The 12,737-nt window shown below is 71.5% G+C and carries 13 protein-coding genes; 2 read left to right on the top strand and 11 right to left on the bottom strand.

Annotated features, from left to right (window positions below; all coding sequences use genetic code 11):
- Nucleotides 1-50: 50 nt before the first annotated feature.
- The 11 genes from D1369_RS09305 to zapE all read right to left on the bottom strand — a co-directional run bounded on the left by D1369_RS09305 (nt 51) and on the right by zapE (nt 11,222).
- Nucleotides 51-653 carry a TetR family transcriptional regulator C-terminal domain-containing protein gene (locus D1369_RS09305; protein WP_037901710.1) on the bottom strand — a complete coding sequence of 201 codons (603 nt, stop codon included), beginning with the start codon at nt 651-653 and terminating at the stop codon, nt 51-53.
- The gene (locus D1369_RS09300) at nt 650-1,366 is read right to left on the bottom strand and encodes an aminoacyl-tRNA hydrolase (protein ID WP_037903767.1); all 717 of its coding nucleotides are present in this window, start codon (nt 1,364-1,366) and stop codon (nt 650-652) included. The genes D1369_RS09305 and D1369_RS09300 overlap by 4 nt, the downstream gene beginning before the upstream one ends.
- Nucleotides 1,367-1,382: 16 nt before the next feature.
- Nucleotides 1,383-1,598 (bottom strand): hypothetical protein, encoded by a 216-nt coding sequence (locus D1369_RS43780; protein WP_007385416.1) that lies wholly within the window; start codon nt 1,596-1,598, stop codon nt 1,383-1,385.
- Between the two features lie 9 nt (nt 1,599-1,607).
- Nucleotides 1,608-2,465 (bottom strand): polysaccharide deacetylase family protein, encoded by an 858-nt coding sequence (locus D1369_RS09290; protein WP_106433638.1) that lies wholly within the window; start codon nt 2,463-2,465, stop codon nt 1,608-1,610.
- A 60-nt stretch (nt 2,466-2,525) separates the two neighbouring features.
- Nucleotides 2,526-4,043, bottom strand: a complete 1,518-nt coding sequence (locus D1369_RS09285) for an FAD-dependent oxidoreductase (RefSeq protein ID WP_007385418.1) — start codon at nt 4,041-4,043, stop codon at nt 2,526-2,528.
- 21 nt (nt 4,044-4,064) lie between these two features.
- Nucleotides 4,065-4,961, bottom strand: coding sequence for a polyphosphate kinase 2 family protein (locus tag D1369_RS09280; protein WP_118082400.1), 897 nt, complete (start codon nt 4,959-4,961; stop codon nt 4,065-4,067).
- Nucleotides 4,962-5,040: 79 nt separating this feature from the next.
- Nucleotides 5,041-6,423 carry a PhoX family protein gene (locus tag D1369_RS09275; RefSeq protein WP_007385420.1) on the bottom strand — a complete coding sequence of 461 codons (1,383 nt, stop codon included), beginning with the start codon at nt 6,421-6,423 and terminating at the stop codon, nt 5,041-5,043.
- Between the two features lie 100 nt (nt 6,424-6,523).
- Nucleotides 6,524-7,300, bottom strand: coding sequence for a slipin family protein (locus D1369_RS09270; RefSeq protein WP_037901713.1), 777 nt, complete (start codon nt 7,298-7,300; stop codon nt 6,524-6,526).
- Between the two features lie 100 nt (nt 7,301-7,400).
- Nucleotides 7,401-8,879 carry a SulP family inorganic anion transporter gene (locus tag D1369_RS09265; protein ID WP_037903769.1) on the bottom strand — a complete coding sequence of 493 codons (1,479 nt, stop codon included), beginning with the start codon at nt 8,877-8,879 and terminating at the stop codon, nt 7,401-7,403.
- A gap of 8 nt (nt 8,880-8,887) precedes the next feature.
- On the bottom strand, nt 8,888-9,466 hold the full coding sequence (locus tag D1369_RS09260) for a carbonic anhydrase (RefSeq protein WP_007385423.1): 579 nt from the start codon (nt 9,464-9,466) through the stop codon (nt 8,888-8,890).
- 691 nt (nt 9,467-10,157) lie between these two features.
- Nucleotides 10,158-11,222: a cell division protein ZapE gene (zapE, locus tag D1369_RS09250; RefSeq protein ID WP_050789768.1), complete on the bottom strand. Its 1,065-nt coding sequence runs from the start codon at nt 11,220-11,222 to the stop codon at nt 10,158-10,160.
- A gap of 73 nt (nt 11,223-11,295) precedes the next feature.
- On the opposite strand from zapE, the gene D1369_RS09245 reads away from it, so the two are divergent.
- Together D1369_RS09245 and D1369_RS09240 are read left to right on the top strand one after the other, a co-directional pair.
- Entirely contained in the window at nt 11,296-12,093 is a 798-nt protein-coding gene (locus tag D1369_RS09245) for a pyrimidine reductase family protein (protein ID WP_037901716.1), read from the top strand.
- A 154-nt stretch (nt 12,094-12,247) separates the two neighbouring features.
- Nucleotides 12,248-12,721, top strand: coding sequence for a hypothetical protein (locus tag D1369_RS09240; RefSeq protein ID WP_007385426.1), 474 nt, complete (start codon nt 12,248-12,250; stop codon nt 12,719-12,721).
- Nucleotides 12,722-12,737 lie beyond the last annotated feature (16 nt).

The raw sequence follows: 12,737 nt of genomic DNA, 5'->3' as shown, positions 1-12,737 counted from the left end.
CTACTAGTTTTCGAGGGCGAAACGGCTTGGCGACCGGTTCGCTGCAGATCTCAGCCCCGCAAGCGTGCGGCGATGCCCCGCCGGGCCCTGGCATAGGGCGCGGTCTCGCCGTGCAGTACCGACATCGCGTTCGCCGTCTCCATCAACGCGACGAGCTCGAAGGCGAGTTGCGCCGGATCGGTGTCCGCGCCCAGCTCGCCCGCGGCCCTGGCCCGCTCGGCGCACCTCTCCAGCTCCGCGAGCCAGGCGCGCTGTGCCTCGGCGAGGGCGTCATGGACCGCTCCCTCGCGGGCGTCGAACTCGGCCATGACGCCGTAGAAGAAACAGCCCCCCGGGAAGACCCGCCGCTCCGAGTACCTGAGCCAGCCCTCGCACAGGTCCCGCAGCCGGACGAGCCCGTCGGCCGCCCCGGAGGCCGGCTCCAGCACTTCGGTGACGAAGATCCGCGAGGCCTCCCGCACGGTCGCCAGTTGCAGCTCCTGCTTGGACCCGAACAGCGCGAACACCCCGCTCTTGCTCAGCTCCAGCTCCCCGGCCAGGCGCCCCACCGACAACGCTTCCAGCCCCTCGACCGAGGCGATGTCGACGGCCCGCCGCAGCACGGTCCGCCGGGTGCGGTTGCCCCGCTCGACGCGTCCGTCGACCTTGGTCACCGGAGTGCCGGATGGTCCGCGACGACCGTGCAGGAGCCGGGCGCGATCTCGGTGAAACCGGCGTCCCGGACCAACGGCAGCCCGCTGGTGGTGAGTTCGGCCCAGCGACCGGGAGCCGCAGTCCGTACGGCGAGTGGGAAGCCGGCGTCCCGCCAGGCGGCCCGTTCTTCGGCCGACAGCTCCCACCAGGCCAGTTGGGCGCCGTGACCGGCCTGGGCCATCGCCTTGCCGGCCGACATGTCGAGGTCCGGGCTGAGCCACAGCACGGGGGCCGCCGGGTCCGCCGCCGCGGGCGGCTCGGGATCGTCCAGATCGGTACCGGAGACCTGGAGCCTGGCCAGCTCCTTGGGCCATCCGTCGAGCGGCACGGGCGGAAACACCCGCACCTCGGCCGACTTCCCCGTCACGGTGATCCCGGGCAAGGCCTCGGCCCGCCGCCACTCGGCCCCCCGGGCCCGCCGTACGACCTTGCGGATCCGGGCGTCCTGCCAGTCCCGCACCACCTCGGCCCACTCCCCGTCGCCGGCCGAGCGCTCGTCGGCGAGCAGGACGAGAACAGCGCGGGCGGCGGTCTCGAGGGCGTCTGTACGAGCGGGCGGAGCGGCCTTCTCGATGCGGACGACCAGGGGCAGCACGAACTGGGGTGCCTGGTCGCGTGCGGTCGGCTCGGAACGGAAGGGGCTGTCGGTCGAGGGCGTCACATCGTGGCTCACCCGCACAACCCTAAGGTCACCCCGAACAAGCCGTCCGCTGTGCCTCCTGCCACTCGCACACCGGGCACAGAGTGATCCCCTTGAACGACTCCGGATACTCGGTCGGCTTCCGGCACAGCACGCTCCCCCACTCTCGGCTTCGCTCGAGCGGGGGGACCCCCATCGCGTACGGCGGCCCCTCGGCGACCGGCGGCTTCGGCACGTCTCCGATCGTGCAGTGGTCTTCGCTCATCCCTCCAGCCTAGGACCCGATCAGCGCGGACACCTTCACGAACCGGAACCCCCGCGCCCGCAGCTCGGGCACCACCGTCCGCACCACCCGCTCCGTCGTCGGCGCGGCACTGCGCGTGCAGTGCATGACCACGACCGACCCCGGACGCACGCCTTCCAGCACCTGCCGGGACACGGCCTGAGCGTCCGTCGCGAACGCGTCCCCGCTCACCACGTCCCACTGCACGGCGGTCACGCCGACCGGGGTCAGCGCCTTCAGCGCCCGCCGGTCGTAACACCCGCCGGGGAAGCGGAAGTACGGCCTCGCGTCCGGCACCCCCGCTTTACGGAACGCCGCGTACGCCCGCTCCACGTCCGCCCGCATCCGGTCGCCGGAGACCGTCGGCAGCCCATAGCAGTCGTCGGTGAAGGCGTAGTGGCTGTAGGAGTGATTGGCGATCTCGAAGAGCGGGTCCCGCCCGAGAGAACGGGCCTGGTCCGGATACTCCTCGGCCCACCGCCCGGTCATGAACACGGTGGCCGGCACCTTCAGGGCGCGCAGCGCCGCGATCAGCCCGGGATTGTCGAAGTGCTCGCCGGCCGCCGCCCGGGCCCCCTGGCCCGCGGTCATGTCGGCGTCGAAGGTGAGCGCGACCGTCCTGCCGCGGGCACGGGAGCCGTGCTTGAAGACGGGGGTCAGACCCCCGGGGCCGGGGGCGAGCGTGGGGGGCGCGGAGGTCGTGGAGGGAGCGGAGGCCGTGGAGGGAGCGGAGGCCGTGGAGGGAGCCGGGCGGGTCACCCGGGGGGCCTGGTGGGGAGTGGCGGCGCAGGCCGAGAGGGCGGCGCCGAGGAGACAGGCGGCGGTGACGCGTCGTACGAGAGTGATCACCATATGAAAATATGGCGAACTGTCCTCTTCGCCGGTCACCCCGGCCGTGACATCACCCGCTCAGATGTCCCGCTGCTCCAGCGGCTTGGTCGCCGGCCCCTGGATCACCTTGCCGTCCGTGGCGAAGCGGGAGCCGTGGCACGGGCACTCCCAGGCGTCCTCGGCGCCGTTGAAGGAGACCAGGCATCCCAGGTGGGTGCAGCGGGGGGAGACGGCGTGGAGGTCGCCGTCGTCGTCGCGGTAGACCGCGAGGCGGTCGCCGTTCACCCGGACCACCGCGCCCTCGCCCGGCGGGAGGGACTCCAGCGGGGGTGCCGGGCGCAGCCGGTCCCCGACGAAGTGGCGGGCCACCTTTCCCTGGGTCTTGAGGAAGGTCGGGGCCTCGCGGACCGTCGAGCGCAGGCGGCGCGGGTCGTACAGCTCGCTCCACGCGCACTCCTCGCCGGTGATCTGGGCCGCGAGCAGGCGGCCCGCCATGATGCCGCCGCTCATGCCCCAGCCGCCGAAGCCGGTGGCGACATAGGCGTGCCGGGCCCCCGGGTGCAGCGGGCCTACGAGCGGCACGGTGTCGGTGGGGTCGTTGTCCTGGGTGGCCCAGGCGTGGCTGAGCTCGACGCCCGGGAAGTTCCGAGTGGCCCAGGCCGAGAGGTCGTCGAACCGGGCCCGGGTGTCGCCCGTGCCGGGGGTGAAGTGCTCGCCGGTGACGATGAGCAGCCGCCGGTCGGCGTCCCAGGGGGCCGTGCGGACCGAGCGGGTGCCCTCGTCCGGCGTGATGTACATGCCGTCCGGGTCCCGCTCCCGCTCGATCGTCCCGGCGACGACCAGCTCGCGGCGCGGGGAGAGCCGGGCGAACAGCAGGGCCCGGTCGAAGATCGGGTAGTGGGTGGCGACCACCACGTCCCGGGCCGTCACCGTGGCCCGGGTGTCGGTCGACAGCCGGCACGGCTCGCCCTCGTCGAGCCCGAGGACCGCGGTGTGCTCGTGCACGGCCGCACCGGAGGCGACCAGGTCCTCGGCCAGGGCCAGCAGGTACTTGCGCGGATGGAACTGCGCCTGCCCGGTCACCCGCACCGCGCCCGCCACCGGGAACGGCAGCCCGGTCTCCGTCACGAACGACGCCGGCAGTCCCGCCTCCCGGGCGGCCGCCGCCTCGGCCCGCAGCTCCTCGACCCGGCTCTCGTCATGGACGTAGGTGTAGGCGCTGCGCTGCTCCCAGTCGCAGTCGACGCCCAGCTCTTCCGCGATCTCGGCGGCCCGCTCGATCGCCTCGCTCTGCGAGCGGGCGTACAGCCGGGCGCCCTCGGGGCCGCGGGTGCGGCGCAGCTTGTCGTAGATCAGGGTGTGCAGGGCGGTCAGCTTGGCCGTGGTGTGCCCGGTGACGCCGGCGGCCACCTGCCCGGCCTCCAGGACCGCCACCCGCCGGCCGGCCCGCGTCAGCTCCCACGCCGTGCTCAGCCCGGCGATGCCGGCGCCGATGACGGCCACGTCGACGTCGAGGTCCTCGGTCAGCGGCGGCCGGGGTCCGCCGGGTGCCGTCTCCAGCCAGTACGAGCCCTTGACATGCCGGTTCTCGGTCATGCGCCCCGAGTACCCCGGGATTCACTGTTCCAGCAGCCGTCGGCGGGCCTCCTCCACGTCGAAGTCCGCCTCCGGGTAGCGCGGGTCCAGCTCCGACAGGTGCTCCAGGAGGAGCCGGCTGACCGCCCAGTTCCGGTACCACTTGCGGTCGGCGGGGACCAGGTACCAGGGGGCGTACGGGGTCGAGCAGCGCTCCAGGGCCAGCTCGTACGCCTGCTGGTAGGCGGGCCACAGGGCGCGCTCGTCGATGTCGGCGACGTTGAACTTCCAGTGCTTGTCCGGGCGGTCCAGGCGCTTGAGGAGGCGGTCGCGCTGTTCGCCGTACGAGATGTGCAGGAAGCACTTGACGACGGTGACGCCGTCGTCGGTGAGGGCCTTCTCGAAGCGGTTGATCTCGTCGTAGCGGCGCTCGATCTCCGCGGGCGCGGCGAGGGAGCGGACGCGGGCGATGAGGACGTCCTCGTAGTGCGAGCGGTCGAAGATGCCCAGCTCGCCGGCTTGCGGCAGGGCCTTCTTGATGCGCCAGAGGAAGGGGTGCGTGAGTTCCTTCGGCGTGGGGGCCTTGAAGGCGTGGACACGGCAGCCGGACGGGTTGAACAGGCCGATGACGTGCTTGACCGTGCCGCCCTTGCCGCTGGTGTCCATGCCCTGCAGCACCAGCAGGACCCGGCGCCGGTCGCCCGCCGAGCTCGCCGCCCACAAACGTTCCTGGAGGTCGGCGAGCGGGTCGGACAGCTCGGTCATCGCGGCCCGGCCGGCCCGCTTGTCACGGGGGCCGGCCGGGGTCTCCCGCGCGTCGTGGGCGGCCAGGTCCACCGGCTTGCCGCCCGGTACGCGCAGCAGCTCGCGCAGGGCGAGGCCGTCCCCGCCCTGCGCGCCCTTCTTCGCCTCGCGGGCCTTCGAGCCCTTCTTCGACATGGGGCACCCCTTCCGGTCCGGGGCCGGCCCCTCGATCCTGCGCCGGGGGACAGGGGCGCGCCGGCCGTCGTTCAGGCGGCTATTTGCGCCAGGGCCCCGTCACCGCGAAGGTCGTCCCGGGCGTGTAGCAGTTGACGTACATCGTCTGCCCGTCGGGGGAGAAGGTGACGCCGGCGAACTCGCCCCATTCCGGTGCCTCGGGCGTGCCGATGTTCTGCCGGCCGCGGGCCATCGCGTAGACCTCGCCGTGCCGGGTCACACCGAAGACGTGCTGGGCGCCGCTGCCGTCCTCGCACACCATCAGGCCACCGCTGGGCGCGAGGCAGATGTTGTCCGGGGACTCGCCGGGCAGCTGCACATCGGTGTCTGGACCGAAGACGATCACCAGGGTGAGGCGGCGCGCCGAGGGGTCGTAGCGCCAGATCTGCCCGAAGTGGTCGGCGGCCGAACCGTCGGCGCTGTGCGCGAACGACGAGACGAAGTAGACGGACGTCCCGCCCCAGTAGCAGCCCTCCAGCTTCTGGGCGTGGGTGATGCCCTTGGGGCCGAAGTCCTGGAGCCGGACGGGGGTTTCGGTGGCCAGCGGGTCCGGTACGTCGACCCATTCGATGCCCTCGAAGCAGGCGCCGGTCTCCTGGATCGCGGACAGGTCCGGTACGCCGGGCACCCGCATCGCCTGGAGCCGGCCGCCCGCGCGCAGTGAACCGAGGCCACCCTCGGGCTTGTGGGGCAGGAAGCGGTAGAAGAGGCCGAAGGGCTTGAGGAAGGCGTCCTCGGTCTCGTAGACGATGCCGCGTTTCGGGTCGATCGCGATGGCCTCGTGCTGGAAGCGGCCCATCGCGGTCAGCGGGACCGCGCCACTGCGGTGCGGGTCCGTCGGATCGACCTCGAAGATGAAGCCGTGGTCCTTGGTGTAGCCGTTGGTGCCGGCCTTGTCCTCGGTCTCCTCGCAGGTGAGCCAGGTGCCCCAAGGCGTGGGCCCGCCCGCGCAGTTGACGGCGGTGCCGGCGATGGCGACCCGCTCCGACAGCACGTTGTTGCGGGAGTCCAGCGTGAGGGCCGTACAGCCGCCCTTGCCCGCCGGGTCGTAGGTAAGACCGTCGACGGTGGGGACGGCGATGGCCGCGGTGGGGCGGTTCTCGTGGTTGCGGACCAGGTGGACGCGACCGTGTCTGCCGGGCAGAGCGGTCATGCCGTCGTGGTTCGAGGGGACCTTGCCCTCACCGGAGCGGAGCTGGTCTCCCTCGCGGGAGAGGACCTTGTAACGGAAACCTTTCGGCAGGTCCAGCAGGCCCTTCGGGTCGGGGACGAGGGGGCCGTAGCCGTGGTGTCCGAGGGACTGGGCGGCGGCGGTGCCGGCGAAGAGTTCGGAGAGGGCGCCGGTGAAGGCGATACCCGCGCCCAAGGCGCCGGAACGGGCCAGGACCTGACGTCGTGTCGCCGGAGAACCGGACAGAGACATGGCGAAGCAACCTTCCTGCTGGCGGACAGGACTGTGACGTCGCTGTGTCTATCACCTGGGTCGGCCCGCGGGAACCACGCGCGTAGCGTGTCCCGGCCCGTCAGGTCCCGGTCGGGTGTTCCTGCGCCCGTTCCAGGAAGCGCAGCAGCTCCACCGGGAAGGGCAGGACGAGTGTCGAGTTCTTCTCGGCGGCCACCGCCACGACCGTCTGCAGCAGCCTGAGTTGCAGTGCGGCGGGCTGCTCGGACATCTCCTTGGCGGCTTCGGCGAGCTTCTTGGATGCCTGGAGTTCGGCGTCGGCGTTGATGACCCGGGCCCGCCGCTCACGGTCGGCCTCGGCCTGGCGTGCCATCGACCGCTTCATCGTGTCCGGCAGCGACACGTCCTTGATCTCGACGCGGTCCACCTGCACGCCCCAGCCGACGGCCGGGCTGTCGATCATCAGCTCCAGGCCCTCGTTGAGTTTCTCGCGGTTGGACAGCAGGTCGTCCAGCTCGCTCTTGCCGATGATCGAGCGCAGCGAGGTCTGCGCCATCTGGGAGACGGCGAACTTGTAGTCCTCGACCTTGACGAGGGCGCTCGCCGCGTCGACGACCCGGAAGTAGACCACCGCGTCCACGCGCACGGTCACGTTGTCCCGGGTGATGCCCTCCTGGGCCGGCACCGGCATCGTGACGATCTGCATGTTCACCTTGTGCAGCCGGTCCACGAACGGCACGATCGCCGTGAACCCGGGGTCCCGCACCTCGCCCGCGAGGCGTCCGAGGCGGAAGACCACTCCGCGCTCGTACTGCTTGACGACCCTGGCCGCCGCCGCGAGGTAGACGGTCCCGGCGGCCGCGGCCGCCACGGCCGCCGTCAACAGTTCCTGGAGCATTCCGACCTCCTCGTCCAGAGGTCTGTATGTCTGCTCCTGCAACGATATGCCCGGTGCCCGGCCCGGGGCCACGACAGGCCCCGGACCGGGCGGGAGAGCGCTAGGCGGCGGTGGCCTTCGCCGGCTCCGGTTCCGTGACCCGGACCGGTTCCGTGCCGACCGCGCTGTGCCGCTCGGCCCAGTTCTCCAGAGCCGTACGGCAGGCGTGGTCCAGGTGGTGCAGACCGGAGAGGTCCAGCTCCACGGGCCGGTCCTGGGGCAGCGACTCCAGACTGTCGAGGATCTTCGGCAGCCTGAGGAAGGTCGCGTTGCCCGACAGGTGGGCCTGGATCGGGCCCGCGCCCTTGTCGACGATCTCCAGCTTGAGGTGCGATGCCTCCCAGGCGGTCTTGACGACCGACAGGGCCAGACCGATCAGCACGCCCTCGAACATGTTCACCGCGACGATCGAGACGGCCGTGGCCACCAGGATCAGCGCCTCACCGCGGTGGCCGCGCCACAGCGACACGATCTCCTTGAAGGGGATCAGCTTGAAACCGGCGTGGACCAGGATGCCGGCGAGCGCGGGCAGTGGGATCAGGGCCAGCGCCGAGGGCAGCAGGGCCGCGAACAGCAGCAGCCACACGCCGTGCATGACCCGGGACGCCTTGGTCTTCGCGCCCGCCTGGACGTTGGCGGAGCTGCGCACGATGACCGCGGTCATGGGCAGGGCGCCGAGCGCGCCGCACACGGTGTTGCCCACGCCCTGGGCCATGAGCTCCTTGTCGTACTCGGTGCGCGGACCGTCGTGCAGGCGGTCCACCGCGGCCGCGCTGAACAGCGATTCGGCGGAGGCGATCAGCGTGAACGCGATGATCGTGCCGAAGATGGCCGGGTTGGCCAGTTCGCCGAAGGCGTCCATACCGGGCGGCTGGATGGAGGCCAGCAGGCCGTTCACCTCGACGGTGGCGATCGACAGACCGAAGACCTGGGTGACCACGGTGGCCAGCAGGACCGCGGCGAGCGCGCCCGGCACGGTCTGCGCCTTCTTGGGCAGCTTCTTCCACAGCACCAGCACCGCGATGGTGCCCGCGCCGACGGCGAGCGAGACGAGCGCCGTGGTGCTTCCCAGCGCGTCGACGACGGCGCCGGGCAGGCCGAGGATCTTGTCCAGTCCGGAGGCGGGGGCCTTCAGACCGGCCGCCGAGTAGAGCTGGCCCGCGATGATCACGAGACCGATACCGGCCAGCATGCCCTCGACGACCGAGACGGATATCGCCCGGAACCAGCGCCCCAGCTTGAGGGCGCCCATGGCGAGCTGGATCAGTCCGGCGGCCAGCACGATGACACCGAGCGCGGGCAGCCCGAACTCGCTCACCGCTTCGAAGACGAGCACGGTCAGACCGGCCGCGGGTCCTGAGACCTGGAGGCTGCTGCCCCGCATCAGACCGGTGATTATGCCGCCGACTATGCCGGTGACGAGGCCCAGTTCGGCCGGGACGCCGGAGGCGACGGCCACGCCCACGCAGAGCGGGAGCGCGACCAGGAAGACGACCAGGGAAGCGGCGAAGTCCTGCCGCAGGTGAGGGTATTTGGTCATCATGGCGATCACAGACCCTCGAACGCGTCGGTCTCGGCGCGGTGGACGCGCACCGCGCCCGTGTGCACCTCGTAGTACCAGGCGTGCAGGGTCAGTTGGTCCTCCGCCAGCTTCTTGTCGATGAACGGGTACGACCTGAGGCGCAGCACCTGGGCCAGGACGTGGTTCTGCACGCCCTCGGCCACTTCCGGGTCCTCGGTGGCGCCGGCCGGGCGCGGGGTGGCGTGGTTGAGCCAGGCACGCACGGCCGGAACGGCGTCCAGGTCGTCGCCGCGGACCAGGGCGCCGACGGCGCCGCAGTGCGAGTGTCCGCAGACCACGATGTCGCGGACGCCCAGCACCTCCACGGCGTACTCGATGGTGGCCGCCTCGCTGGTGGGGTGCTCCGAGGCGTAGGGGGGAACGATGTTGCCCGCGGTGCGCAGCTCGAAGAGCTCGCCCGGGCTGGCGCCCGTGATCAGGGCCGGGACGACCCTGGAATCCGAGCAGGTGATGAACAGAACCTGGGGGGACTGGCCTTCGGCCAGCTTGGCGAACTCCTCAGGGCGCTGTCCGAACGTACGGGCGTTGTCGATGAGGGGCTGCATGTGGTGACTCCTCCTGGCGCGCTGTGGGGGCGCGTCGGGTTACCTGGCGCGCCGAAGGGCGCGTCGGCTTACATGACAGGTGGGGGAACGCAGGTGGGGCTGCTCCGCTGTCAGCAGCGGAACACTTGAAGTGCCGCCGGAGCGTGGGCTGTCGAGGGTCTCGACAGGGGGAACTCGCTTGCTGCGACCCGCGCGGGCGCGGCCGCCGGCTGCTGCTGAGCCGGCAGGGGCCTCTCGGGCCCCTCGGGGGCGAAGTCGACGGCGCGGTGCCGGTCGCGGGTGCGCAGGGGACCGGTCGGGTCCCCGAGGTGGTTGCAGTGGCGTTTGCCGGGGGCTTCGGCGCGTGACGCCTTGCCGGAGAGCGGGGTCCCGCTCTGGGCTTTGGCCTCAGCCTGACGGCCTGTGTGCGCGGTTGCGAATTCCGTGGAGGATGTGAAGAAAAGGAGCGCCAGAAGCACGGCGGTGAGGGCCGCTACCGCGGTCCGTAGCCTCGCACCTCGCATCATGCGCCCCCCTCTCGATGATTCACACCTCTAGTCCAGACCAACCACTGGTCAATGACTGGTCAAGAAACACCCTAACTCGGCAAAGTCGTTTGCAGGGTTAACTTAACGTTTCCGGCTGAAGAGAGGCTGAAGCGCGAGGGGTCGCTGACGCGAACTCCCTCTTGACGTGCGAGGTTTCGCTGTGATTAAGCGACGAGACCCTTCGCGTCGCGCGCCAGCGCGGTCAGCCGGGATATCGCGCGGAAGTACTTCTTGCGGTAGCCGCCGTTCAGCATCTCCTCGCTGAACAGCCGGTCGAAGGGCTGCCCGGAGGCCAGCACCGGAACCTCGCGGTCGTAGAGACGGTCCGCGAGCACCACGAGCCGGAGCGCCGTCGACTGGTCCGGCACCGGCTGCACGTCGGTGAGGCAGACCGCCCGGAGGTCGTCGGTCAGGGCGCCGTACCGGCTGGGGTGGACCTTGGCGAGGTGTGCCAGCAGGCTCGGGAAGTCGTCGAGCGAGGCGCCCTCGGTGGCGTACGCCGCCCTCGTGACCTCCTCGTCGGTGAACGGCGCCGGCGCCTCGGGCAGCCCGCGGTGGCGGTAGTCCTCGCCGTCGATGCGCAGCGGCCGGAAGTGCGCCGCCAGGCCCTGGATCTCGCGCAGGAAGTCGACGGCCGCGAACCGGCCCTCGCCGAGCTTGCCCGGCAGGGTGTTGGAGGTGGCGGCGAGCGCCACGCCCGCGTCGACCAGCTTGCCCAGCAGGGTGGAGACCAGGACGGTGTCGCCCGGGTCGTCCAGCTCGAACTCGTCGATGCACAGCAGACGGTGGCCGGAGAGCGTCTGGACCGTCTTCTGGAAGCCGAGGGCGCCGACCAGGTTGGTCAGCTCGACGAAGGTGCCGAACGCCTTGAGGGAGGGTTCGGCGGGGGTGGCGTGCCAGAGGGAGGCCAGCAGGTGGGTCTTGCCGACGCCGTAGCCGCCGTCGAGGTAGACGCCACGGGGGCCCGCCGGGGTCTTCGGGGCCCTGGGCCTGCCGAGTCCGAGGAAGCCGCGCCTGCCGCCGCCGACCGCGTGCGCGCCGCCGAGGCCCGCCGCGAAGCCCTCCAGGACCCGGACGGCCTCGGTCTGGCTGGGCTGGTTCGGGTCCGGGATGTACGTGTCGAAACGCACCGAGTCGAACCGCGGCGGCGGCACCATCTCGGCGACCAGCCGGTCCGCGGGAACGTGCGGCTCACGGTCGCACAGGGAGAGCGGGGCGGTGTCGGTCATCGAACCGGACCCGGACGCGGCAGGGGAAGTAGACACGGTTCACCATGCTAAGCGCCGTGCCACACTGCACGACATGCGACGCCTGTTCCCTGTGACCGACGAGACAGAGATCCGGAACCCCGAGGGGGAGACCGGCCATGACTGGAGCCTCGCCGAGCTGGCCGCCGCCTACGCGTACCCCGAGCTCGGGCCCGGCCCCGGGACCCCCGAGGTGTGGCTGCGCGCCAACATGGTCTCCACGCTGGACGGGGCCGCCCAGCACGACGGCCGGTCGCACCCCATCTCCACCGCGACCGACATGCGGATCTTCGGAACGTTGCGAGCCCTTGCGGACGTGGTGATCGCCGGTGCCGAAACGGTACGGCAGGAGGGATACCGGCCCGCACGCGTGCGGGACGAGTTCGCGGAGCTCCGGGAGGCGGCCGGACAGGGCCCGGTCCCGGCGATCGCGGTGATCACCGCGAGCCTGGACCTGGACTTCTCGCTCCCGCTGTACACCTCGCCCCTGGTGCCCACGCTGATCCTCACCGGCGCCGCGGCGGCTCCGGACCGGGTCGCCGCGGCCGAGAAGGCGGGCGCGCGGGTGGTGATCGCCGGGGACGGTGTCGGCGTGGACCCCGCGCGGGCCGTGCGGGCGCTCGCCCAGCTCGGACACACCCGGCTGCTGACCGAGGGCGGCCCCCGGCTGCTCGGGCAGCTGGTGGCCGCCGGGGTGCTCGACGAGCTCTGTCTGACCCTGTCCCCGATGCTCACCGCGGGAAGCGCGCAGCGGATCGCCGGGGGGCCGTCGGTGGCCGTCCCGGCGCGGTTCGAACTGGACTCCCTGCTGGAGGAGGACGGCTTCCTCTACAGCAGGTATCGCAGGCACTGACCGCCCGGACGCGGGTTCGATCGGTACCGCTGAGGCCGACATCAGCGGAATCTTTCGTTCCGTTTAGTTTTCCGGCGGGCACACTGAATCCGGCAGTACCCGTGCGATCACGGGGCAGGATGGTTTCCGCAGCGCGCAGAGAAGGGGATGCCCGGTGTTCACCAGCGTTTTGATGATCGAGAAGGCCCTGACGTCCGCCGACGTGGAGTTCGTCACCACGTTGCACGGCGACGAGGCGGTCGCGTTCCATGTGCTGCTCCAGCCGCGGGGGGACCAGGCCGACCGGCTGCTGCGGGCCATCGACGACGTGGCGCTGGGCGAGCTGGACGAGGCCGTACGGGAGCGGGAGACGCCCGAGGGCGAGGCCGCGAAGGGGGTGGGGGAGCGGGCCCTGGAGGTGTCCCTCCAGGCGCTCAGAGCCTCCGGGAGCGAGGCGGAGGGGCGGCTCGTCGAGGACCACCCCCTGGACGCGCTGAAGGCCCTGGTCGGCGAGATCGGCGCGGACGAGGTGATCGTGCTGACCGACCCCCACTACGTGGAGGAGTTCTTCCACCGCGACTGGGCGTCCCGGGCCCGGCACAAGGTGGGCGTACCGGTGCTGAAGCTGTTCTCGCACAGCAAGGCATAGGCTGAACCCCGCATCC

Source organism: Streptomyces sp. CC0208 (assembly GCF_003443735.1).
In the GTDB taxonomy this organism is placed as follows: Bacteria; Actinomycetota; Actinomycetes; order Streptomycetales; family Streptomycetaceae; genus Streptomyces; species Streptomyces sviceus.
The sequence above is the reverse complement of the archived record's forward strand: the minus strand, read 5'-3'. Positions and strand labels throughout refer to the sequence as shown.